Raw genomic sequence first — 22,926 nt, 5'->3', positions numbered from 1 at the left:
GAAACGACTCGTGGCGCAGAAGCTCGTGGAAGAGGACAGTGAGGCCATGGACGCATCCCAGCAGACAGCAGACGAAGTCGCAGAGCGGCTCTTCGGATCTCTGCTCGGCACGGTGGAGATCATGTCGGTCTACCTCGGAGACCGTCTCGGTTGGTACGTCAGCCTCGCCGATCAGGGGCCAGCGACTGCTGTCGAGCTCGCGGCCCGCACCAACACTCAGCCGCGTTACGCGCGTGAGTGGCTCGAGCAACAAGCGGTGATCGGCCTGCTCTCGGTGGAGCACGACGCTGCAGCCGACGAACGCGTCTACGCGATTCCCCCCAGCACCGCAGAGGTCATGACTGACGTCTCGAGCCTGGCCTATCTCGCACCCATGGGCAGGATGTTCGGGGCCGTGGGTCCAGCACTGCCTCGGTTGCTCGAGGCCTACCGCGACGGGGGCGGCGTCAGTTGGGACGACCTCGGCCCCGACGCCCGAGAGTCGCAGGCTGACGCCAATCGGCCGTGGTTCGAGAGCCAGCTCGGCCCCGCGCTATCTGGGATCAGCACGTTGCACGACATCCTCCGCCGGCCAGGGGCCAGGTTGCTCGACATCGGCAGCGGTGGCGGGTGGTCGAGCATCGCCCTTGCTCGCGCTTACCCGGACGCCTCCGTGATCGGTATCGACATCGACGAGCAATCGGTCACGATGGCCACGGTCAACGCCCGGGCGGCCGGCGTGGCAGACCGGGTCACCTTCCTCCACCAGGACGCCTCGACCTTGCCGGCCGAACGCTTTGACGCGGCATTCGCCTTCGAGTGCGTCCACGACATGCCACGACCGATCGACGTCCTCTCAGCCGTCCGCAAGGCCTTGGCACCCGGGGCGCCGCTGGTCGTCATGGACGAGGCTGTCGCTGACGAGTTCGCACCCAACGGCGACGATCTCGAACGCCTGATGTACGGCTTCAGTCTCTTCGTCTGCCTCCCCGACGGCCTGTCGAGCACGCCGAGCGTCGGGACCGGCACCGTCATGCGCCCATCCACCCTGCGTGGATATGGCGAGGCAGCAGGGTTCACGGACTTCGAGATACTGCCCATCGAGGACTTCGGGTTCTGGCGCTTCTACCAACTGTCGTGACAGCCCACCGAAGTCACCGGCGGCGGTGGGTGGCCTGCTCGCCGGAGAGATCAGTTCACGCACGGCGTCGCGGGATCAGCTCGATGGTCTAGCAGCATCTGGCGTCGTGGCGGTCGCCTGACGGCGCGATCCGGAGAGCTCCGGCCACGCCAGGGCCACAAGCGCGACTCTCGCGATCCCGAACAGCCAGGGAATGGGGAGAGCGAAGCCGATCCAGAAGACTGCCTCCAGCGGCAGCAGTCCCAGGTTCAGCACCGCCCCTCCCTTGCGCATCTGCCACAGCAGCCAACCCGACCAGACCGCAGCCAGCACAAGGCCTGCGTACGCCAGAAGCAGGGCTATCACACGGTCCTGTGCTAGCTGGGTGGACCAGAGGCCGGCGTACATGTCGAACATGCCCCACAGCGAGGGAAGTCTGCCGTTCTCGGCGAGGAAGATCGCCACAGGCACGGCCGGGACGCCAAACATCGCGGCATAGGTCCAGGTCACCAACGCTGCGGTCCGCGAGCGGCTCATCGAGGTGCCTCCTTCCGCTCGGGTTCCAGGTCCTCCACGATCAAGGCCAGACCGAGGGCCAGGAAGGCGAGCGCATAGAGGCCGACGGCGAGCGGGAGAGCCGGGGTGAACTGCAGCGGCATCATGACGACCATCCAGACCCCGAGGACGAGCGGGGTGTATCGGCGCCAACGCGACCAGACTCCCGCCCGCAGCGCGGCCGCGCCGGCCATGATCAGGCCGACCGCGGTGAGCATCGTTCCGACCCCGAAGCACGAAAGCACTGCGACCGAGATGGGGTCGTCGAGGGCGGCGTCGAACGCAACCAGCGACAGACCGTGCGCGACGACGTAGAGCAAGGCCCCGGCCACGGCGAGCCGCCCTCCGACACGCCCGGCCGTGGTAGGCGCCGCGCCGCTACGCGCGAAAGCCACGAGTCCCACAACGATCAGCACCTGACTGGCGGCCCAGATCAGCGACGTGGTGATCGCGGTGGCGCCGTCCCACGGGTAGGACAGCTGCTCCTCGGAGATCGGCGAGGCGCTTCGGTAGGCCGCCGTGATGATGGCGCCGTCGCCCTGCACGGCGGCAGCGATGATGATGAGCAAGCCCGGTGCCAGGGCGGTGCGCAGATCGCGGCGCAGCGGCCGGGTTGGGGTGGTCGGCTGCACGGAGTGGGTCGTCATGGTGGTCCTCCTGGGACGGCATGGCTGGGTGCTGTCGACGCTAGGAACACACGCCCCGGGTGCACATGAGGGGAACCACTCAAGTAGGCGCTCAACCAGGCCGCGACAGCCCGGCTCTGGGAGCCCTACGGTGGTGATCATGGAGGACGAGCTCCGCGAGCAGCTCGGCCGGGCTCGTGAGCAGTACGCCGCAGGCGCCGTGGCGGAGGCCGTGCGCAGCTGCGTTGCGATTGTCGAGGGCTGCACCGAGAACACTGACCCGTCGCTGATCGCGGCTACGGCCACCCTGGTCCGCGGGCCACTCGATCCCCTGCTTCGCGCGCGAGTGCACGCGCTGGCCAGCGACGCGCTCGCGCTGTTGAAACGCGCCGGACCGGCCGGGCAGGAGGCGGCAGCGCGGGTGGTGGCCCAGGTCGAGGCGACCCGTGACGTGTTCCGCGCCATCGAGCTGGTCGACGTCGACGGTGAGGTAGGTGCCGAGGTCGAGTTCGTCGAGATTCAAGCGCGCATCGCCGCGCTGCAGGACCCGCTCCTGGGGGCGGACCGCCTGGCGCTGGCTCGCCGCGCAGTTGCGCTGGGCCAGACCGTCAGCGACCGGGAGATGCAAGCCTGGGGCCGGCTGTGGTCGATGGACGTTCACGCCGCCAACGGCCAGCGGACGGAGCTGTTGGGAGAGTTGGCTTCGCTGACTGTGCTCGCCGAGCAGTTGGGTTCGGCCTGGCAGTCGCGGGTGCTCCTGGTGCGGGCCTCGCAGGCACTCGTCGACGGGCGGTTCGACGACGGCGTACGCCTGGCCGAGGACGCTGCTCGGATCGGAGGGGAGCACAGCGACGCGGCGTTCCTGCGGCTGCCGTTCGCGTTCGAGGCCGCGCGCCATCAGGGCACGGCGAAGACCTTGCTCGAGGAAGTGCGTGAGCAGGTCGAGCACCTCCCTTTCGTCGCACGCACCTGGCTGTGCGTGGCGCTCAAGAGCGCGGGCCTTCGAGCGGAAGCCGCCGACGAGTGGCGAGCGCTCGCAGCCCAGGTCGCGGCAGTGCCGGTGGAGGCGCCGGAGTTCTTGATGGCGATCGCAGACGGCGCGGACGTCTGCGTCTGGCTGGGTGACGAGGCCAACGCCGCAAGGCTGTACGCCACCCTCCTGCTGTACGAGCACCTGCACGTCGTCGCTCACGCACACGCGCCGTACCAGGGTCCCGTAGGGCTGGCGCTAGGCCGCCTGGCTCGACTGCTCGGCGACCTGACCACAGCAGACGAGCATCTGAGATCCACATTGGTGCGGTCAGAGGAGATCCACGCTCTCCCGTCAAAGGCGTATGTGCTGGCCGAGCTCGCCGCCGTCGAGCCGACCCGCTCGCGAGCCCGCCGCGAGCACGCCCACGGCGCCCTTGATCTGGCGCGGCGACTCGGCATGGCACCGCTGGTCGACCAGCTCGACACGCTGCTCGGCCCCGGCGAGAGGGATCAGGTGCTCACCCCTCGCGAGGCCGAAGTGACGGCGCTGGTCGCTCAGGGGATGAGCAATGCAGCGATTGCGCGGCAGTTCACCTTGTCCGAGCGCACGGTCGAGAACCACATCAGCCGGATCCTGTCGAAGCTCAACCTCAGCTCGCGCACCGCACTGGCTCTCTGGCACGAACGCCGCTAGCCAGCACCTTGCGTTGCCACTGGACGGAAGTCGCCGGGGTCATACGCTGGCGCATGGTCATCTTCGCAAGCATCGCGGCCAGTCTCGATGGTTTCATCCGAGCAGAGAACGGCGACATGGCGTGGCTCAACGACGCCATGCGAGGTGATGAGGACTACGGAATGAAGCAGACGATGCAGCGGGGTGGAGCCTACGTACTGGGGGCCACGACGTATCGCGAGTCCGTGGGAATGTTCGGCGGCGGCAGGTCCACTCCGCCCACCTTCGTGATGACGCACTCCGCACCCGAGGAGGCGCCATCAGGAATCACTTTCACGTCAGAGGACATTCGCACCGTCGTGACCACCGCACAGTCCACGACCGACAAGGACGTGAATGTCTTCGGTGGAGGCGATGTGCTGACGCAGGCCCTTGCCGCCGACGCCCTCGACGAGCTGATCATCGCTGTGATACCCGTCGTGCTGGGCCGCGGGACTCGACTCTTCGGTGATCTCGAACAGTCCAGACGGCTACGCCTGACGGACTGCACGTCGTTCAACAGCGGCATCGTCCTGTTGAGGTACGCGAAACCCTAGGGAAGCCCGCCCGGCCCCGGCGAGTGCGTCACGCCGCCGCTGTCGGCGCGTGGCCGCGGATGTCGGCGAGAACACAGGCGCTGCGGCCGCTACCGCGATGCCGGGACTGCATCCCGGTTGCGCAACGTCAACCATCCCACCAGCATCCAAGCGAGACCAACGCACACGAGCGGGATCTCGAGGAGCCGCTCGTCGATCTCGGCCAGAGCACCTCCAACCGCAAGTGCTGGCAGCGTGCCTACGCCGATCCAGAACGTCAGCGGGGCGGGTGCTCGGCCGCTCCTCGGCAGCGTCAGCTGCCCCATCAGCAACGCCAGGGACGACGCAGCAATCGACGCGTCCCAGCCCTTGTCGAGCAGCTCGCTCACGAACGCCACCAGCCCGGCAACGACAGCCAGCCAGGCCAAGGACGCGACCACTCTTCGGCGCACCTGCCGAAGAGTGAGGTGGGCAACGCCCAACAGGCTCAGGCCGAAGAGCGGAAGGGCGACGTCGAACATCAGTGGCGGTTGGTCGTCTGCGGCAAGGATTGCGACGCCCTTGATGACCCAGGCCAGCCCGCCTGCCAGACCAGCAGCTCCGCCGATCCAGATCAGCCGTGGGCTGCCGCCGGACTGCAGGCCTTCAACGTGCGCCACCCGATCAAGGATGCGCTCACAGGAGCCCCAGCGCGAGCAACCACCCTCGGCACCGAGCGAGCGGGGAGGACCCCAGCCGAGTGCCTCGAGGGAGTGGTCTATGCAGCCCGCGACAGCCGGTTGTCGCAGATCGTTGCCGCGAGGAGAGTGAGGAGGTTACCCAACTGCGAAGGAGTTGAGCATGCCCCTGATGTCCCCCCGGCCGAGGAGATCCTCGGTGTTCCTCGCGGTGTTCGCCCTGCTGCTTGCCGCCATGCCTGCACTGCTGGCAAGCAACGTCCACGCCGCGTCCGCTACCAAGGCCAAGACCTGGAACGTCATGGTCGGCGCAGAGTCGAGCTCAGGCGCCGTACAGACGATGGCGTACGGGCCCAAGAAGATCTGGATCAACGCCGGCGACACAGTGCACTGGGTCGCCAACTCGATGGAGCCGCACACCGTCTCGTTCATCGACGACAAGCACCCCGCCGTCGAGTTCAGTCCGATGACCACCTACATGACGGCGCCGACGTCGAAGGGCTCGATCTCCAAGCCGGGGCAGTTCCGCAGCTCGGGGATCATGGCCCCCGCACCCGACGCCCTCTTCCCCGACGCCGTCACGTCGTACGACCTGAAGTTCAAGAAGCCGGGCAAGTACAAGTACTTGTGCTACGTCCACGGCGAGGCCATGAAGGCGGTCGTCGTGGTCCGCAAGGCCGGCACTCCCTATCCGCACACGCAAGCCGAGTACAACGCCATGGCCACCAAGGCGTCGAATGCGGACATCGAGCATGGGCTCAACCTGTGGTCTGACGCACTGGGCGCCGCCAGCTCCCACCACGTGTTCATGGGCGCTGCCGACATGCGCGCGCAGGTCAACCGGTTCATCCCCGGCAACATCGTGGTGAAGGTCGGCGACAGCGTGACCTTCGACATGGCGAGGAACGTGTTCCCGGTCCCACACACGGTCACGTTCGGACCTCCGCCGGCGAACCCGTTCGCGCCCACCGGTGACCCGACCAACTTCCAGGGTGCTGCCCTCAGCTCTGGGGTGATCCTGCCTGCAGGGTTCGGGCCGCCGCCGAGCACGTTCACGGTGAAGTTCACCAAGGCAGGCACCTACTCGTACGTCTGCCTCATCCATGCCGGGATGGGCATGGTCGGTCAGGTGGTGGTGCAGTAGCTCGCAGACTGGAGGTGCGCAACGTCGAGAAGCCCAGGCGGTGCCTAGGCTGGGACCGCCATCCCCGAGCACGAACCGAGGTACCTGTGCCCGCCAGCCGTTCCGCCCGACAGAGGAAGGCCAGCGCCGAGGCAGGAGCGCTGGCCTTGGTCCGCATCGACGTGAGCCCCGACGACTCCTTCGCCTACACGATCTCGTGCACGCAGTGCGAGGTCCCGCGACCCGGGACCGGCACGCGCGCCTGGAGCACGCGCCGGCCGGGGGAGGACAACGGGTACATGGCCGCGATGGATCGATGGATCCTCCACCTCACGTCCAAGCACCCCGACGCCGAGGCCCCGTGTCTCAACTACCTGGCCGAGGCCCGCGCACGTCTCCAGGAGCGACGCGACGCTCGGGACTGAGGAACCTGCCCTGCCGCTCCGCACGGCGGCCGCGATCCGACGTTGCCCCCGCGCAAGCACCAGGCGCTTGGATCGCTCGGCCGCCGGTGCCTAGGTTCGAAGCATGCCACTTCCCAAGATCACTCTCGGCGCAGTCAACATCGAGGCCGCCGATCCAGAGGCACTCGCGACGTTCTGGACAGCTGTCACCGGGAGCGGCCGAGAATCGTCCGGAGGTTCCGTCTATCTGCCTCCGGCCCAACCTGGTGGACTCGCCATGTTCTTCCAACCCCTCACCGGTCCGCGGCCTGACCGTCAGACGATGCACCTCGACCTGACAGTCCCATGGGGCGAACGACGAATCGAGGTCGCTCGACTGGAGAAGCTCGGTGCGACCACGCGCTGGCATGTGTTGGACGAGCACCCCCACGTGCAGTGGACAACGATGGCCGACCCTGAGGGCAATCTCTTCTGCCTTGCGGAGCACCCGCCCAAGCCCTGAGCCCTACGGTTCTGCCGTGCCGCAGACAGGGCTTCCGTCAGTCGGCCAAGGCGGCCGCATCGGAGGGGATGTCCTCCTTGTGGGCGTTGATGAAGATGACCGACACGAGCAGGGCCACCGCGAAGAAGGCGGCGCCCCAGTAGAACGCCACCTGGTAGCCGTGGATGAACGCGAGAGGCAGGACCTGCTGGCCCTCCTCGGGGCTGGCCGGCGGGTTGTCGGTGAAGTACGCCGTCACCGCCCCGGCGAAGATCGTGTTCAGGAGCGCCGTGCCGAGCGAGCCGCCGATCTGCTGCGAGGTGTTGAGCACGGCGGAGGCAACGCCCGCGTCGTGGCTACCGACCCCGACCAGTGACGTACTGGCTGCGGGGATGAACACGCCGGCCAGTCCCACCGACATGATCACCATCGCCGGGAAGACCAGCGCCCAGTAGGACGAGTCCTGGTCGATCCGGGTCAGCAGCAGCATCCCGACGACGGCCATGGCGAGTCCCGGGACCATCAGCGCCCTCGGACCGAGTCGAGGGAGCAGCTGGGCCACGACCCCCGCGGCCAGGATGATGCCGAGGCTGAACGGCAGGAACGCCAGGCCGGCCTCGAGCGGGGTGTAGCCGAGATTGACCTGGAAGTAGTAGGTGAGGAACAGGAACATCGCGAAGAGCCCGGCGCCCACCAGCAGGAACACCAGGAACGACCCGCCGCGGTTGCGGTCCATGACGACGCGCAGCGGTAGCAGCGGGTTGCGGGCCCGTTGCTCCCAGAGCACGAACCCGACCAGCAGGACCACCGCGGCAATCAGGAAGGTCACCGTGCTCGGATCGCCCCAGCCCTGCACCTCGGTCGAGGTCGGGTCGTCGGGGTGCGCCGCACGGGCGGCCTCGGTGAAGCCGTAGACGAGGCAGAACAGGCCACCGGTCGCGAGCAGGAGGCCCGGGACGTCGTACCTGGTGTCGCCGTGGGCCTTGCTCTCGCGGACCAGGGGGACGGCCGCGGCAGCGACGATCAGGGCCACGGGCACGTTGACGCCGAGGCACCAGCGCCAGGAGGCGTACTCCGTGAGCACGCCGCCCACGATCAGGCCGATCGCTGCCCCGCCGCCCGCGAGCGCCCCGAACACCCCGAACGCCTGGGCCCGCTCCTTCGGCTCGGTGAACGTGACCGTCACGATGGACAGAGAGGCAGGCGCCATCAGCGCTGCGAAGCCACCCTGGAGGGCGCGGGCGGCGAACAGCAGCTCCTGGTTGGGTGCGAGCCCGCCCAGCGCGGACGCACCGGCGAACCCGAGGAGGCCGATGATGAAGGTGCGCTTGCGGCCGGTGTAGTCGGCGATCCGGCCACCCAGCAGGAGCAGGGCGCCGAAGGCCAGGGTGTACGCCGTGACCATCCACTGCCGGTCCGCGTTGCTGATGTCGAGGTCCGCCTGCGCCGACGGAAGCGCGATGTTCACGATCGAGGCGTCCAGGATGATCATGAGCTGGGCGGCCGCCAGGACGGCCAGCGCCCACCAGCGACCCGGGTCGGGGCCGTCAAGGTCCGACGGGTTGTTGCCCGAGCGGGCAGGGGGTTCGCTCACGACACCTCATCTCACGATCCATCCGCGTTGGTCGGATGCCGGCTGACCCTGATGAGTGGCCACACTGCCGTTGATGGACCCGAACCAACTTTCATGGAATGCCCGACCCGAAGCCCCGGTCAACCCACAAATCGACGATGTTGCCCCGGTCCGACCTCCTACACTCGCCTGATGGCGGACCTCGACGCTGTCGAAGCTCGGATCTGGGCGCTCCTCGACCCGTACCGGGACGAGCTCGAGGACGCGACCATCTACGGCATGCCGTCGCTGCGCTGGCCGGGATCCGGCAGTCACGACTACTTCGCCGCAGTGAAGCGGAGCGCGCACAAGGTCAGCCTCTACGCGATCGCCGTGGACACCTGGCCCGAGACGCTCGAGGGTTCCTCCGAGGAGCTCCGGTCCCGACGCACCGGCAAGGCGACCTTCTCCTTCCCGTCCCTGGACGAGGACCTCGCCTCGGAGCTCGAGAAGTTCCTGGGGCGGCTGTACCAGCCGTATCGCGAGCACCACGCGAGCCGCCCGAATTCGTAGCGGCTGCCCCGATAACGTCCGGGGGTGGCCAGCTCTCGTCGATCCAGTGCGCGTCGACGCAGCGCGTCCCCGCGCCGGAGCGGCCCGCGGAAGCAGCAGCGGCCGCTGCCGGTCGCGGGGCCGGGCGAGCGGCTGTGGGTGCTCGACGTCCCGTACGGGACGCAGGTCGACGGCGCCACCTGGCACCCCGCCGTCAGGACCCACCTGTACGTCGGGCGCGCCCTGCCGAAGCACCTCGCGCCGTACGCACCGGGCGCCCACACGCTCGGTCGGTTCATCGAGAACACCCTCAACCCTGACGATCCGACGCCTGCCCCCGAGCCGACCGACGACCTCGAGCCCCGCCGGATCCAGTTCGAGGCAGCCGATGCGATCGCGGCGCGCGCCGACGCGGGAGGACGGCAGTTCCTGCTCGCCGACGAGCCCGGTGTGGGCAAGACGATCTCCGCGGTCCTCGGGGCGACGGCGGTGGGCGACCTCCGCGGCGCAAGACGGGTGCTCGTCGTGGCCGACCGGCCAGCCGCGATCACGATCGGCCACTGGTGCCGCACGATCACGGCGCTCGGAGACGGCGGTCTGGAGTGGGTCGTGATCACGTGGGACCGGCTCGAGAAGGTCAAGGACCACACCTGGGACGTGATCATCGCGGACGAGGCGCACGCCCTGCGACGTACGACGACGAAGCGGTGGAAGCTGTGGGCGCGGATCTCGGGTCACGGGAAGCCGCACGACGCGGCGCCGTTCGTCATCGCGACCACCGCGACGCCCGGACACACCCCGCTCGAGCTCCCGTACCTCGCGCCGGCGTACGCGCAGGTGCTGGGCGAGTCGATGCGGGAGTGGACCTCGGCGACGCAACCCGGGGACATGTTCGCCACCGCGCTCGAGCGCCACGGCGTCGGGGTGGAACGGGGACGCTACGGCGCGACGTGGACCACCGATCCGGCGCGGCGCGCGGCGGACCTCAAGCTCGTGCGCGGCTGGCTCGACGAGGAGCGGCCCCCGGCGATGCTGCACCGCGCCGCTCCGTGGGGGCCGGTGCCGATCTCCGGCATGCCCGTGACGCTCGCGCCGGCGGAGCGTTCGGCGTACGAAGCCGAGTGGGGGGAGTTCTGCCGCGAGATGGACATCGCGCGGCGCGGCCGCAACGTTGCGAAGGGTCGGGCCGCTCTCCTGCGGTTCCGGCAGAAGGCCGGACTCATCCGCGTCGACTCGACGGTCGCCTGGATCGCCCAGCAGGTCGAGGCCGAGCGACAGGTGGCCTGCTCGGTCGAGTTCGTCGCGACCGCCGCCGACCCGATCGCCGACCGGTTGCGCGACTCCGGCATCGAGGTCGCCACCATCTACGGCCGCGACCGGTTCGACCCGGAGGCCGAGCGGCTGCGCTTCCAGACCGGGCAGGCGAAGGTCTGCGTCTTCACCACGGTCGCCTCGATCAGCCTGCACGCCGGCGAGACCCTGGCCGACGGCCGCAGTGCGAGCACGGAGCCTCGGGTCGGTGTCTTCCACCAGGCGCGCTTCTCGGGCATCGCCGGTCGGCAGGTGACCGGCCGCACCCACCGCGACCACCAGGTCTCGCCGTGGCACATCGCGTATGCCGAACGAACCGTCGAGGAGCAGGTCGGCAAGGTGATGGTGGAGCGGATCGCCGCGGCCTCCGACACGGTGGGTGGCGACACCACCGGCCTCGCCGACCTCGCCCAGCTCCTCGGAGCCGACTGGCTCCCGATGACGACCCTGACCGAGGACGGCGCCTGAGCAGGCTCGCCTCAGAGGCGCAGGACCCGGCCGGCGACGACGAGGTGGACCTCGTCGCAGGCGGCGGCGACCCGCTGGTTGACGAGGCCGAGCAGGTCGCGGAAGAGCCGGCCGGAGCGGTGCTCGGGCACGACGCCGAGGCCGACCTCGTTGGTGACGAGCACGACGTCCTGCTCGCAGCGGTTCAGCGCCTCGACCACCTCGTCGGTGCGGGCGAGGACGAGGGTGTGGACGGCGTCGGAGTCGTGCTCCCAGGCGTCGTCCGCGTCGATGATCGCGGTCAGCCAGGTGCCGAGGCAGTCGACGAGCAGCGGGTCGGCAGCCCCTCCGATCACGCCGGCGAGGTCCTGCGTCTCGAGCGTGCCCCAGGCGTCGGGCCGACGGGCGCGGTGGGCGTCGATCCGGGCGGCCCAGTCGGGGTCCTGCTCGCGGTCCGGCGGCGTGCCGGTGGCGACGTACGTCGCGGGGGCGCCGCCGATGAGGTCCTCGGCGTGGGTGGACTTGCCCGACCGCACTCCGCCGGTGACCAGGATCCGCATGGCGCGCATCCTGTCAGAGTCAGGCGGTGGCTGCCGCCAGCACGAGCACGGCGAACGAGATCTCCACCGCCGCGCCCAGCACGTCGCCCGTGATCCCGCCGAGCCGTCGTACGCACCGCAGCAGCAGGGCGAGCACGACGGCCACCATGGCCACCACCCCGATCACCGTCGACCACGCCGACCCCAGGCCGTGGCCGGCCAGCCCCACGACGACCGCGACCAGCACCAGCGACGCGGCGGCAGCCACGACCGGCACCGAGCCCACGTGGGTCACCCCGAGCCCGTCGGCGCGGGCGGCGGGCACGCCGCGCACGCAGGCCAGCGCCAGCGCGGCCCGGGACGCGCACACCAGGACCCCGACCACCCACCAGCCGTGGTCGTGCCGCACCACGGCTGTCAGCCCGGCCGCCTGCAGCCCAGCGACGAGCACCACCGCGACGACGCCCGCAGGCCCCACGGGTCCGGTGCGCATCACCTCGAGGGAGCGTGCGGGGGAGTAGGACGCGGTGAGGCCGTCGGCGGTGTCGGCCAGGCCGTCCCAGTGGAAGGCGCGGGTGCCGAGCGCGAGCACCAGCAGCACGACGTACGCCGTCGCGAGCGCCGGCAGCCCGACCCAGCCGGCGACCAGGGCCACGGCCGCCGCGGCCAGCCCGAGGGGGAGCACCGCCAGCGGCGCGAGGACCATCGCGAGGCCGGCGACCCGGCGGTCGACCCGGCTCGGCGGTGGGACGCGGACGGCGGTGAGCGTGCCGGAGGCGAGCAGCCACGCGTCGCGGACGATCACGAAGGCAGGATCTCCGAGAGCAGCGCCACGTCACGCAGCACCGCGACCCCGGAGCGCAGCACCGGCAGCGCCGTGACGGCGCCCGAGCCCTCGCCCAGGCGCATGCCGAGGTCGAAGAGCGGCTCGAGGCCGAGAGACTTCAGGGCGTGGGCCTGGGCGGGCTCGGTGGAGCGGTGGCCGGCGAGCCACCAGGCGGCGGCTCCCGGTGCGTGGGCCTCGGCGACGACCGCGCAGGCGACCGACATGAGGCCGTCGAGCAGGACCGGCACGCCGCGGGTGGACGCTTCGACCAGGAACCCGACGGTGGCGGCGAGGTCGGCGCTGCCGAGTGCGGTGAGCACGTCGATCGGATCGGAGGTGCGGCCCTCAGCGCGCGCGAGGGCCTGTGCGACGACGTCCCGCTTGCGGACCCAGCCGTCGTCGTCGATGCCGGTGCCGCGACCGGTCACCTCGTCGGCCGGGAGGCCGAGGGTCGCGGCGACGAGCGCGGCGGCGACCGTCGTGTTTCCGATGCCGAGGTCACCGGTCATCAGCAGCTGCGCGCCCTCGTCGACGAGCTCCCCGGCCAGCTCGGTGCCGAGGGCGATCGAGCGCTCGGCCTCCTCGCGGGTCAGCGCGTCGGCCAGGTGGATGGCGCCGGAGCCGCGCCGGACCTTGCGGGCGGTGACCTCGGCCGGGAGGTCGCCGAGGTCGGCGTCGACGGCGACGTCGAGCACCGTGACGGCGACGCCGTGCTCGCGCGCCAGCGCGCTGACGCCGGCGCGGCCCGCGACGAGGGTGCGCACCATGGCCTCGGTGATCGCCGCGGGATAGGCCGACACCCCGTGCGCGGCGACGCCGTGGTCGCCGGCCAGCACCACGAGGCGTACGTCGGTGAGCGGCCGCGGCGGCACCACGCCCTGGGCCGCCGACAGCCAGACGCCGAGCTCACCGACCCGGCCGAGCGCCCCCGGCGGGGTGGCCAGGCCGGCGAGGCGCTCGCGGGCGAGGGCGGCGATCTCGGGGGAGGGCGGGGCTACGCGCGGTGATTCGTTCATGGCGGCAGCAGCCTAGTGACGGCTGTGTCGGCGCGGCCTGCCAGTCTTGCCCGCGTGACCGGCCACTCCGTCCTGCAGCTCCCGGTGCCGGCGCTGGAGGGGTGGGTGCGCAACCGGACGGCGCACTACGACGCCGGGTTCGTCTCCGCCGACCCCCGCTTCGGGCACGCGCACATCACCGCACTCGGACCGTTCGCACCGGCCCCCAGCAGGACGGACCTCGAGACCGTCGCGGGGCTCGCGAGCGCGACGCCGCCGGTCCGGGTGCGCCTCGAGCGCCTCGGCCAGTTCCCCAACGGGATCATCCATCTCGTCCCCGACCCCGACGACGCGCTGCGCGACCTGACCGCGCGGCTCGTGGCCGCCTTCCCCGCGTGGCCGCCGTACGGCGGTGAGTTCGGCGCCGACGTGCAGCCGCACCTCACCGTGGACGCGGCGTCCGACGAGGTCGACCTCGCCTCCACCGCGGCGCTGCTCGCGGACGTCGTACCCGTCGACGTCGTGCTCGACCGGCTGCAGCTCGCGTGGTGGGAGAGCGACCGGTGCCACGTGGTGGCGGAGTGGGCGCTCGGTCGTTGACCGGCGTGCGGACCGGCATGGCAGGATCACGGCATGGCTTCTTGGGCACACCTCGAGATCACTGTCGATGACCAGGGCAACGTGGAGGTCGGCGGCTACAACGCCGACCCCGAGGCGCTCGTGGAGGGCACCGAGTCGTGGGAGGACCTCCTCTCCACCCTCGGCGTCAATGGCTGGGAGCTGGTGCAGGTCATCCCGGGCGTCGAGACGACCTACTGGTTCAAGCGCCACGCCTGACGTCTGCCTGACGCCGGCATGAGCGACCTCCTGGACCGCTTCCGGGCGGCGTCGGCATCGGCCGACTGGATCTTCCACCGCCCGCCGTCGACACCCGCGGCGATGCTCCGCGAGCTCGCCGACCACGCCGAGGCCAACGACCTCGCCTGGGACCGCTACGGCGAGCGCGGCGCCGTCGCCCAGCTCGAGGCCGAGGTCGCCGAGCTGCTCGGCAAGCCCGCCGCGGTGATGTTCCCCAGCGGCGTGATGGCGCAGCAGGCGACCCTGCGGGCGTGGTGCGACCGGGCCGGCTCGCGCCGCGTCGCGCTGCCCGACCTGTCGCACCTCGTGCACCACGAGCAGGACGGCCCGCGCCGGGTGCTGGGCCTCGAGCTCGAGTGGCTCACCACCGGCCGGCGCACCGCCACGGCCGACGACCTCGCCGCGGTCGGCGGCCGGCTGGGCGCGGCGATGGTCGAGCTGCCGTTGCGCGACGCCGGCTGCCTGCTGCCGTCGTGGGACGAGCTGGTCGCGCTGTCGGCGGCCGCCCGCGAGCGCGACGTACGCCTGCACGCCGACGGGGCACGGATCTGGGAGTCGGTGTCCTACTGGGACCGCAGTCTGGCCGAGGTCGCCGCGCTGTTCGACTCGGTCTACGTCTCGCTCTACAAGGGACTCGGCGGCTCCAGCGGCGCGCTCGTGGTCTGCCCGGACGACCTCGCCGGGGAGCTGCGCTCGTGGCGGCAGCGGATGGGCGGCACGCTCTTCTCGCTCACCGCGCCGGCGGTGGGCGGGCTGATCGGCCTGCGGGAGCACCTCGGCCGTTTCGGTGACTACCGTGCGTGGGCCGTCGAGCTCGCGGCGGCCCTGCGGGAGCAGGGGTTCCGGACGTTCCCGGACGAGCCGCACATCGGCACGTTCCTGGCCTACGCCCCCGGCACCGCCGACGAGGTCAACGAGCGGGTCGTCGCCTTCGTCGAGGAGCGGGGCGTCGTCGCGTGCGGACTGTGGCGCGACGGCGAGGTGCCGGGCTGGGTCGAGACCGAGCTGACCTGCTACGAACCGGCGATCCGCCACGACCCGGCCGAGGTGGCTGGTTTGATGGCGGCGGCCGTCGGGAAGAGTCCACCCGGCACCTAGCGGAGCACGGGGGAGTGGCAGTGACGGTGGGCGGGTGCGTACGACGCGCGGTGCAGCACGCAGCAGTGGTGGCCGTCCTCGCCGGAGGAGCCTCGTGGGGGCTGGCCTCGCCGGCCGCTGCTGCTGGTGACCTGTGCGACCGCGGCGTCGTCTTCGACGAGGCCGACGTCCTCGACGACCGGGTCGTGGCCCGTGCCGCGCGCGCGGCCTTCGGCGACGGGCGGGTGACGGTCAAGGTCATCGCCTGGCAGGACACGCCCGGCACCGGCGACCTCTACGACGCGCTCCTCGCGGCCCGCCGGCAGTGCAACGGGTGGGGGTTCACGGGCGGCGGCCGGCAGTCGCTGCTCGTCCTCGGGGTGTCGGTCGACGGGCGCGAGCTCGGCAGCCACTACGACGGGCGGGCCTTCGGGCGCTTCGACGCGGCCCGCGACGACGTCGAGCTCGACGGGATGGGTCCGGCGTTCGGCAACGGCGCCTGGACGGACGGCATGCTCGCCGGCGTCGATGGCTACGCCGACGCGTACGCCTCGCAGGGGTCGGGTCAGGACCCGGGCGACCACCTCGACGACTTCCCGGGCGGGTTCCCCGACGACCCCGACGACACGGGCTCGAGCGGCGGCGCGGACGTGCCGGGCTGGGCGCTCGGGGTGCCGGTCGGTCTCGCCGCGGTCGGTGGTGCCGGGTGGGGTGCCACGCGCGTACGCCGCCGCCTCAAGGCACGCGCGGCCGCCCGGGCCGCCCTCGGCACGGCGACGAGCGCGATGGCCCAGGCGTGGTTCGAGCTCGACGAGAGCAACGAGCTGATCGACGCCCGCGTCGCCGCGCTGCCACCGGTCAGCGACGCGGTCGCCGACCAGAGCCGCGCCGAGCACGCGCAGGCCGTCACGGTCCGTGATGCCGCCACCGGGACCTACCTGCGGCTGTCCGAGCTGCACACCGACACCGCGATCGCCGACACGGACACCGACGAGGCGCTGCGCGCGACGCACGACGTCGATGCGGCGACCCGCGACCTGCGGGACGCGCAGGCCGCGATGGCAGCGGTCGAGGTGCGGCTCTCCGCCTACGACACGCTGCGCGCAGAGCTGCCCGCCCGTGTCGCCGCGCTGCGTGCCCGGGCGAGCGTCGTGTCCGGGCTGATCGCCGACCGGCAGGGCGAGGGCTACCGCACCACCGACAACGACCCCGCGCCGCAGGCTGCCGAGGAGGCGGCTCGGAAGGTCGAGGCGCTGGTCGCCGAGCAGCGCTTCGGGGACGCCGGCGCGGCGGGCGAGCGCGCCGACACCGACCTCGCCTCCCACGAGTCGTGGCTCACCGGCCTCGCGGCGTTCCGGGCCGCGCTGGAGCGCGACACCGCCACGCTGAGGACGCGCACGGCCGAGCTCGACCGGGCGATCGCCGACGCGTACGTCACCACCGAGGGGCTCGAGGCCGACCAGGACCCGAGCTGCGTCGACGGGGTGCGCGTCGCCGTGGACCGCGCGGCGGCAGGGCGGAAGGCCCTCGACGGGACGATCCGCACGGTGGAGGCCCACACCTCGATGTCCGACCAGCAGTTCGCGCGGGGCCGCGAGGAGCTGACCGCGGCCCAGCAGTCGGCCGACGCGATCGCGGCCGACGCGGCGCTGCCGGCGCAGCGGGTCGAACAGCTCCGCGCTCTGTCGGTCGACCTGCCGCTGCGGGTGCAGCGGGCCGTCGTCGAGGCCGACGCCGTCCAGGGGCAGGTCACCACCCACCCGGCGGCGATGACGTTCCTCGCCGTGGTGCCCGACGTCTCGACCCTGCGGGCCGGCGCGGTCGCCGTCGGCGACGACCTGACCACGCCCCGCCCGCCCTACCTCCGTCTCGACCAGCAGCTGGGCGAGGTCGAGGCCGGGCTGGTGCGGGCACGGGCCGAGGTCGACCGGGCGATCGCCGACCACGAGGCGTCCCAGCGTGCGCTCGAGGACGCCGCGTCGGCCATCGCCGCCGCCCGGGGTGAGGTGCGGCACAGCGACGTCTCGCGCGCCGCCCGCGACCTGCTCGAGGAGGCCGCGGCGCTGCTCGCCCGCGCCGAGGCCGAGACCGGATCGCTCGCCGCCATCACGTCCGGAGCCGGCAACGCCAAGGACGCCGCCGACCGGGCAGGCGCCCGGGCGCGCAAGGACCGCCGCGACGCCGAGCAACGGCGCGAGGCTGCGCGCCGGGCGGCGGCCGCCAGTCGGCGCAGCTCCGGCGGGGGCGGCTTCGGGGGCGGCTCCGGCGGGGGCGGTGGCTCCCGAGGGGGCGGCGGCGGAGGGTCGCGCAGCTTCGGCGGGGGCGGCGGCTCGCGGGGCGGCGGCGGTGGGGGCTCGCGCGGGTTCTGACGACCGAGCGCGGGTGCCCTACATTCCTCCCGTGAGTGCCCAGGCCCCTTCTGCAGTGATCCTCGTCCGCGCGACCAGCTTCGTCCCCAACCCGGCGACCGCTGCCGACAACGCTTTCCAGGCCGATGCCCCGGCAGGCCAGAGCGAGGAGGCGACGTCGGCCTGTGCGCTGGCCGAGGAGGACGCCCTCGCCACGGCCCTGCGGGAGGCGGGCGTACGTGTCCACGTCTTCGAGGACGACGACCACACCCGCCCGGACAGCGTGTTCCCCAACAACTGGGTCTCCACGCACGCCGGCGGCACGGTCGCCGTCTACCCGATGTATGCCTCCAACCGCCGCCACGAGCGCCGGGCCGACGTGCTCGAGATGCTCAAGTCGGAGTACCGCGTCCAGGCGATCGTCGACTACAGCGGCCTCGAGCCCGACGGCATCTTCCTCGAAGGCACGGGCGCGATGGTGCTCGACCACGTCTCGCGGGTGGCCTACACCGCCCGCAGCTACCGGGCCGACTCCGCCGTCCTGGAGCGGTTCTGCACCGACTTCAACTACGAGCCGATGGCCTTCGACGCCGTCGACTCCGAGGGCGTGCCGGTCTACCACACCAACGTGATCGCTTGCATCGGCACCGACGTCGCGATGATCGCGCTGGAGATGATCGCCGACGAGCAGCGCCGCGAGCAGGTGCGGGAGCGGCTGGCCGTGACCGGACGCACGATCGTCGAGCTGACCGAGGAGCAGATCCGCGAGTTCGCGGGCAACGCCGTCGAGCTGTGCGGTCGTACGCCGGACGGCAAGCGCCGCTACATCATGGCGATGTCGGCCCGGGCCAAGCGGTCGCTGCGGCCCGAGCAGGTCGCCGCGATCGAGGAGTCGTGCGAGATCGTCGCCGTCGACATCCCGACGATCGAGCTCGCCGGCGGATCGGTGCGTTGCATGATCGCCGGCATCCACCTCGACCGTCGTCCGCCGCTGGAGCAGGTCGAGCTCACCGAGGCGGTCGCGGCGATCAACGAGGACAACCCGGTCACGCCCGACGGTCGCTACGTCGACGGCAACGCCTGACCCGACCGTCCTCCCGCACGCTCCCGCCATCGCGCAGGGGAACCGTGACCGCCCCGGCGGTGTAGACACGGTGCTGGGACCCAGCCTGGGGTCGAGGGACGGGAGGGACGATCAGCACCGACGACGGCAGCCACGACCTCGCGGACGACGCCGACCTGGTCGTCCGGGTGCGCGCCGGGGACACCGACGCGTACGCCGTCCTCGTGCGCCGGCACGCCCCCGTGGCGATGCGCACGGCCGCCCTCCTCGGGGCGGGGAGCGACGCCGAGGACGTGGTGCAGGAGGCGCTGGTGAAGGCGTACCGATCGCTGGGGTCGTTCCGCGAGGACCGGCCGTTCCGGCCGTGGCTGCTGCGGATCGTCGCCAACGAGACCCGCAACGCCCACCGCTCCGCCGTACGACGTGCCGGTCGTGAGGCGCGGGAGGCCCGCCCGCCGCTGACCGACCTGCTCGACCCGTCCGCGGAGGTGGTCGGCCGGGAGGACCGGGAGCGGCTGCTCGCGGCGGTCGGCAGGCTGCCCGACAAGCTCGCCCACGTGGTGGCCTGCCGCTACCTGCTCGAGCTCGACGAGGCGACCACGGCCGTCGTGCTCGGCGTGCCCCGGGGCACGGTGAAGTCCCGGCTGAGCAGGGGCCTCGCGCGGCTGCGCGACGACCTCGCCACGACGATCGAGGAGGTGGACCATGCCTGACGCCCTGGAGGAGCGGCTGTCCGCCCTGGCCACCGACCTGCAGGTGCCGGTCCCGGACGGGCTCGAGCGGGCCGTGATGGACCGCGTCGCCAGGACGCGTCCGCGCCGGCGGTGGCGGCGGTGGCTGGCCGGCCTGGCCGCCGGCCTGGTCGGCGTCGGTGTCGTGGCGTCCCCGGTGGGTGCGGAGATCCGCGGGTGGCTCGGCCTGCCCGGGGTCTCGGTGACGTCGGGCGACCCCGTCACCGAGACACCGACGGTGCCGCCGGCGCCCGGCACCCCTGACCTTCAGCGCGCGGAGCGGCTCGCCGGCTTCACCCCTGTCGTGCCCGCCGAGCTCGGTGCCCCCGACGGCGTGGAGGTCTCGGCGGACCGGCTCGTGGTGTCGCTCAGCTGGACGACGGAGGACGGCACGGTCCGGCTCGACGAGCTGCGCGGCGACGTCGAGCCGCTCTTCTGGAAGACCGCCGACCGGGCCGAGCACGTCCTCGTCGCCGGGACCGAGGCGCTCTGGCTGCCGACGGCGCACCGGGTCACCGTGGTCCCCGACGGCGGCTCGGAGCGCGAGCTCCCGTCCCGCCTGGCCGCCCCGACCCTGCTGTGGCTCGACGGCGACCTCACCCTGCGGCTGGAGGGCGACCTCGACCTCGCCGCCGCGACGCGGATCGCCGAGTCGGCCGGCTGAAGGGAACCTCCGCCCGCGCGGCGGTGTATCCCCGGCAACCCCGTCCCGAGGAGGAGCCATGCGCAGGATCCTGGCCGTCGCCGTTCTCGCTCTCGCCGCCGCCGTGGGACTGCCGGCCGCCTCGCAGGCCGGTGGACCCACGAGCGTGCTCATCACCCAGCCCGGCCAGTCTGCCGGCGCGCTCTACTACGACGATGCGGCGTACGACGCCCTGCTGGGGCTGCTGCCCGCCGACGAGACGCGGGGCGAGCCGCTGGCGCCCGGTGGAGGAGTCGACTACAACCTCACCTGGCTGGTGCACGACGTGATGCCGTGGCGCTTCGACCGCGTCCACGTCACCCCCGACGGGACCGCCTGGGTCTCCACGACCTTCTCGGCCGAGGCCACGGGCGAGTGGGTGGAGGTCGCCGAGGCGGACGAGCTCGAGGCCGTGCTGACGCAGGTGCTGGACGACTCGGTCGCCCCCGAGGTGGTCTCGATCCCGGCCGACGCGACCCCTGCCCCGGCACCTGCACCGGCTCCCGCAGAGCCCGGGACGGCGTGGTTCTCGCTCACCGGCTGGCGCTGGGCGGTGCCCGGCGTGCTCCTGGGCCTCGTCGTCGGCGCCGTCGCCGCTCGGCGCTCCCGGGACGAGGAGCCGCGTCAGGTGCTGATCAGCTCGGAGGCGTAGACCCGTCCGGGTGCCTCAGGTGACGAGCTGCACGAGCAGCACGACGTTGAGGACGATGATCGCCCCCGCGGCCGCCACTCCCGCCACGGTCGTCACGCGCCGGTTGACCAGCGACCCCATCACGTCGCGGCGCGCGGTGAACCACACCAGCGGCACCAGCGCGAAGGGGATGCCGAAGGACAGGACGACCTGCGAGGCCACGAGCGCAGCGGTCGGGTCCACCCCGAGGGCGAGGACGACGACCGCCGGCAGCAACGTGACGAGGCGCCGCACGACCAGCGGGATCCGTCGCCGCAGGAACCCCTCCATCACGACCTGGCCCGACAGGGTGCCGACGCTGCTGGAGGCGAACCCCGAGGCGAGCAGCCCGAGGGCGAAGAGCAGCGCGGCCCCGGTGCCCAGGGTCTCGCCGAGACCGGCGTACGCCCCCTCGATGGTGTCGATGCCACGCCCCGCCAGCGCTGAGGCGGCGACGAGCAGCAGCGAGAGGTTCATCAGCCCGGCGATCGTCATGGCCGTGACCACGTCGATGCGCTGGCCGCGCATGACCGTGCGCCGCGCTTCCTCGGTGCGGGCGTGCAGCCGCTCGCTGGTGAGTGCGCTGTGCAGGTAGATCGCGTGGGGCATGACCGTCGCGCCGAGCATGCCGGCGGCGAGCACGACGCTGTCGATCCCGTCGAAGCGCGGGAGGGTGCCGTCGAGCACCGCCATCGCGTCGACGCCGCTGATGGCGATGTCGTAGACGAACCCGACGAGGATCACCCCGAGCAGGCCGATGATCACGGTCTCGAAGTGCCGGTGCCCGGCGCCCTTGACCGCCAGCAGGGCGAAGGCCACGACGGCGGTGATGGTGCCGCCCACCAGGAGCGGCAGGTCGAACAGCAGCTTGAGCGCCAGCGCGCCGCCCACGACCTCGGCCAGGTCGGTCGCGATGGCGACCAGCTCGGCCTGGCCCCAGAGTCCCTTCACGACCGGGCGGGGGAGGTGCTCGCGGCACAGCGCCGGGAGGCTGAGGCCCGACGCGACGCCGGCCTTGGCGGAGAGGTACTGGATGAGCATCGCCATGATGTTGCTGACCACGACCACCCACACCAGGAGGTAGCCGTAGCCCGACCCGGCGGCGATGTTGGTCGCGAAGTTGCCCGGGTCGACGTAGGCCACGGCGGTCACGAACGCCGGGCCCAGGAGCGGCCAGATGCGTCCGGGACGTGCGGGCGTCACCTCGGCGTCGACACTGCGGCGACGCGTCGGGGGAGCGGCATACCTCTTGGTCTGGAACACGTCAGCTCCCCATCCCCACCTGGGCGCGCGCGCGGGCGGCGCGGCGACGGTCCACACCGCGGGTGATGACCTCCGCGACGAGGAAGAGCACCATCATCGGGATGGCCAGCATGAGCATCGAGAACGGGTCGGTCGACGGCGTCGCGATCGCCGCGAAGACCACGGTCGCCATCATGATGATCGACCGGTGCTGTCCGAGCTGCGCGCCGGTCACGACACCGGCGAGGTTGAGCAGCACCAGGAAGAACGGCAGCTCGACGGCGAGCCCGAACACCAGCAGCATCCGGGTGAAGAAGGAGAAGTAGTCGCCGAACTCGACCAGGTTCTCGAGGCCGTCGGGGGTGAAGCCGATCAGCACGCCGAGGCCCTTGGGGAGCACGTAGTAGCCCAGGGCCACGCCCCCGATGAACAGGGGGCCGGCGACCATCGCGAAGACGCGTGACCACCGCCGTTCGCGCTCCAGCAGCCCGGGTACGACGAACGCCCAGGACTGCCACAGCCAGTAGGGGCTGGCGGCCATGAGGGCGGCGACGCCGCAGAGCTTGAGGTGGAGCATCAGCGGACCCGTGGCCCCGGCGACGTACGCCGAGGTCGTGGTGTCCGCGCCCACCAGGTCGCGAGCCTGGTTGTAGGGCCCGAGGACGAGTGCGAGGAGCGGGTCGAAGAAGAGCAGCGAGACGCCGAACGCCACCACGAGGACGAGCGCGGACCGGATCAGCCTGGCCCGCAGCTCACGGAGGTGGCTGGCCAGCGACATCTGCCCGGGGGTCGAGCCGGGATGGCTGGGTGCGACACGGAGCATGTCGGTGACACTGGCGATCGACATT

General features: G+C 71.8%; 25 protein-coding genes. 16 read left to right on the top strand and 9 right to left on the bottom strand.

What is annotated here, in order from left to right; all coding sequences use genetic code 11:
• Window positions 1-10: 10 nt before the first annotated feature.
• Entirely contained in the window at window positions 11-1,120 is a 1,110-nt protein-coding gene (locus JOD65_RS17215; RefSeq protein WP_307821235.1) for a class I SAM-dependent methyltransferase, read from the top strand.
• 75 nt (window positions 1,121-1,195) lie between these two features.
• On the opposite strand, the gene JOD65_RS17210 is transcribed toward JOD65_RS17215, so the two are convergent.
• Together JOD65_RS17210 and JOD65_RS17205 are read right to left on the bottom strand one after the other, a co-directional pair.
• A complete protein-coding gene (locus JOD65_RS17210) occupies window positions 1,196-1,636 on the bottom strand; it encodes a hypothetical protein (protein WP_191196125.1) in 441 nt (146 codons plus the stop codon).
• Window positions 1,633-2,301 carry a hypothetical protein gene (locus JOD65_RS17205; RefSeq protein WP_191196124.1) on the bottom strand — a complete coding sequence of 223 codons (669 nt, stop codon included), beginning with the start codon at window positions 2,299-2,301 and terminating at the stop codon, window positions 1,633-1,635. Before JOD65_RS17205 ends, JOD65_RS17210 begins: the two co-directional genes overlap by 4 nt.
• Window positions 2,302-2,440: 139 nt before the next feature.
• Here JOD65_RS17205 and JOD65_RS23445 point away from each other — a divergent pair, with 139 nt between their 5' ends.
• Together JOD65_RS23445 and JOD65_RS17195 are read left to right on the top strand one after the other, a co-directional pair.
• On the top strand, window positions 2,441-3,946 hold the full coding sequence (locus JOD65_RS23445) for a helix-turn-helix transcriptional regulator (RefSeq protein ID WP_191196123.1): 1,506 nt from the start codon (window positions 2,441-2,443) through the stop codon (window positions 3,944-3,946).
• A gap of 53 nt (window positions 3,947-3,999) precedes the next feature.
• Window positions 4,000-4,521, top strand: a complete 522-nt coding sequence (locus JOD65_RS17195; protein WP_191196122.1) for a dihydrofolate reductase family protein — start codon at window positions 4,000-4,002, stop codon at window positions 4,519-4,521.
• An 89-nt stretch (window positions 4,522-4,610) separates the two neighbouring features.
• On the opposite strand, the gene JOD65_RS17190 is transcribed toward JOD65_RS17195, so the two are convergent.
• Entirely contained in the window at window positions 4,611-5,159 is a 549-nt protein-coding gene (locus JOD65_RS17190; protein ID WP_191196121.1) for a hypothetical protein, read from the bottom strand.
• Window positions 5,160-5,340: 181 nt separating this feature from the next.
• On the opposite strand from JOD65_RS17190, the gene JOD65_RS17185 reads away from it, so the two are divergent.
• The 3 genes from JOD65_RS17185 to JOD65_RS17175 all read left to right on the top strand — a co-directional run bounded on the left by JOD65_RS17185 (window position 5,341) and on the right by JOD65_RS17175 (window position 7,206).
• Window positions 5,341-6,321, top strand: coding sequence for a cupredoxin domain-containing protein (locus JOD65_RS17185; RefSeq protein ID WP_191196120.1), 981 nt, complete (start codon window positions 5,341-5,343; stop codon window positions 6,319-6,321).
• Window positions 6,322-6,467: 146 nt separating this feature from the next.
• Complete coding sequence (locus JOD65_RS17180) at window positions 6,468-6,725, top strand: hypothetical protein (protein WP_224747766.1); 258 nt, start codon at window positions 6,468-6,470, stop codon at window positions 6,723-6,725.
• 103 nt (window positions 6,726-6,828) lie between these two features.
• A complete protein-coding gene (locus JOD65_RS17175) occupies window positions 6,829-7,206 on the top strand; it encodes a VOC family protein (protein WP_191196118.1) in 378 nt (125 codons plus the stop codon).
• A 37-nt stretch (window positions 7,207-7,243) separates the two neighbouring features.
• Here JOD65_RS17175 and JOD65_RS17170 read toward each other — a convergent pair whose 3' ends face one another.
• Window positions 7,244-8,779, bottom strand: coding sequence for an MFS transporter (locus JOD65_RS17170; protein ID WP_204811245.1), 1,536 nt, complete (start codon window positions 8,777-8,779; stop codon window positions 7,244-7,246).
• A 171-nt stretch (window positions 8,780-8,950) separates the two neighbouring features.
• Here JOD65_RS17170 and JOD65_RS17165 point away from each other — a divergent pair, with 171 nt between their 5' ends.
• Together JOD65_RS17165 and JOD65_RS17160 are read left to right on the top strand one after the other, a co-directional pair.
• Complete coding sequence (locus JOD65_RS17165; RefSeq protein WP_191196117.1) at window positions 8,951-9,310, top strand: hypothetical protein; 360 nt, start codon at window positions 8,951-8,953, stop codon at window positions 9,308-9,310.
• Window positions 9,311-9,334: 24 nt separating this feature from the next.
• A complete protein-coding gene (locus JOD65_RS17160) occupies window positions 9,335-11,068 on the top strand; it encodes a DEAD/DEAH box helicase (protein WP_191196116.1) in 1,734 nt (577 codons plus the stop codon).
• Between the two features lie 11 nt (window positions 11,069-11,079).
• On the opposite strand, the gene cobU is transcribed toward JOD65_RS17160, so the two are convergent.
• The 3 genes from cobU to cobT are packed head-to-tail and all read right to left on the bottom strand — an operon-like array spanning window position 11,080 to window position 13,428.
• Entirely contained in the window at window positions 11,080-11,607 is a 528-nt protein-coding gene (gene cobU, locus JOD65_RS17155) for a bifunctional adenosylcobinamide kinase/adenosylcobinamide-phosphate guanylyltransferase (protein ID WP_191196115.1), read from the bottom strand.
• A gap of 19 nt (window positions 11,608-11,626) precedes the next feature.
• Window positions 11,627-12,391 carry an adenosylcobinamide-GDP ribazoletransferase gene (locus JOD65_RS17150; protein WP_307821234.1) on the bottom strand — a complete coding sequence of 255 codons (765 nt, stop codon included), beginning with the start codon at window positions 12,389-12,391 and terminating at the stop codon, window positions 11,627-11,629.
• A complete protein-coding gene (cobT, locus tag JOD65_RS17145) occupies window positions 12,388-13,428 on the bottom strand; it encodes a nicotinate-nucleotide--dimethylbenzimidazole phosphoribosyltransferase (protein ID WP_191196114.1) in 1,041 nt (346 codons plus the stop codon). Before cobT ends, JOD65_RS17150 begins: the two co-directional genes overlap by 4 nt.
• Before the next feature lie 54 nt (window positions 13,429-13,482).
• On the opposite strand from cobT, the gene JOD65_RS17140 reads away from it, so the two are divergent.
• From JOD65_RS17140 to JOD65_RS17105, 8 genes are all read left to right on the top strand, one after another.
• Window positions 13,483-14,007 (top strand): 2'-5' RNA ligase family protein, encoded by a 525-nt coding sequence (locus JOD65_RS17140; RefSeq protein WP_191196113.1) that lies wholly within the window; start codon window positions 13,483-13,485, stop codon window positions 14,005-14,007.
• 33 nt (window positions 14,008-14,040) lie between these two features.
• On the top strand, window positions 14,041-14,244 hold the full coding sequence (locus tag JOD65_RS17135) for a hypothetical protein (RefSeq protein WP_191196112.1): 204 nt from the start codon (window positions 14,041-14,043) through the stop codon (window positions 14,242-14,244).
• A gap of 18 nt (window positions 14,245-14,262) precedes the next feature.
• Window positions 14,263-15,363 carry a threonine aldolase family protein gene (locus JOD65_RS17130; protein ID WP_191196111.1) on the top strand — a complete coding sequence of 367 codons (1,101 nt, stop codon included), beginning with the start codon at window positions 14,263-14,265 and terminating at the stop codon, window positions 15,361-15,363.
• 14 nt (window positions 15,364-15,377) lie between these two features.
• Window positions 15,378-17,711 (top strand): amino acid adenylation domain-containing protein, encoded by a 2,334-nt coding sequence (locus JOD65_RS24110; RefSeq protein WP_191196110.1) that lies wholly within the window; start codon window positions 15,378-15,380, stop codon window positions 17,709-17,711.
• A 31-nt stretch (window positions 17,712-17,742) separates the two neighbouring features.
• A complete protein-coding gene (ctlX, locus tag JOD65_RS17120) occupies window positions 17,743-18,774 on the top strand; it encodes a citrulline utilization hydrolase CtlX (RefSeq protein ID WP_191196109.1) in 1,032 nt (343 codons plus the stop codon).
• A 167-nt stretch (window positions 18,775-18,941) separates the two neighbouring features.
• Entirely contained in the window at window positions 18,942-19,466 is a 525-nt protein-coding gene (locus JOD65_RS17115; protein WP_307821233.1) for an RNA polymerase sigma factor, read from the top strand.
• Window positions 19,459-20,148 carry a hypothetical protein gene (locus JOD65_RS17110; protein WP_191196108.1) on the top strand — a complete coding sequence of 230 codons (690 nt, stop codon included), beginning with the start codon at window positions 19,459-19,461 and terminating at the stop codon, window positions 20,146-20,148. Before JOD65_RS17115 ends, JOD65_RS17110 begins: the two co-directional genes overlap by 8 nt.
• A 58-nt stretch (window positions 20,149-20,206) precedes the next feature.
• Entirely contained in the window at window positions 20,207-20,818 is a 612-nt protein-coding gene (locus tag JOD65_RS17105; RefSeq protein ID WP_191196107.1) for a hypothetical protein, read from the top strand.
• Window positions 20,819-20,833: 15 nt separating this feature from the next.
• Here the strand turns inward: JOD65_RS17105 and JOD65_RS17100 are convergent, their stop codons facing one another.
• The gene (locus tag JOD65_RS17100; protein WP_191196106.1) at window positions 20,834-22,099 is read right to left on the bottom strand and encodes an Nramp family divalent metal transporter; all 1,266 of its coding nucleotides are present in this window, start codon (window positions 22,097-22,099) and stop codon (window positions 20,834-20,836) included.
• A gap of 1 nt (window position 22,100) precedes the next feature.
• Entirely contained in the window at window positions 22,101-22,925 is an 825-nt protein-coding gene (tatC, locus tag JOD65_RS17095; protein WP_191196105.1) for a twin-arginine translocase subunit TatC, read from the bottom strand.
• Window position 22,926: the final 1 nt, after the last annotated feature.

This window comes from Nocardioides cavernae, assembly GCF_016907475.1.
GTDB lineage: Bacteria > Actinomycetota > Actinomycetes > Propionibacteriales > Nocardioidaceae > Nocardioides > Nocardioides cavernae.
The sequence above is the reverse complement of the archived record's forward strand: the minus strand, read 5'-3'. Positions and strand labels throughout refer to the sequence as shown.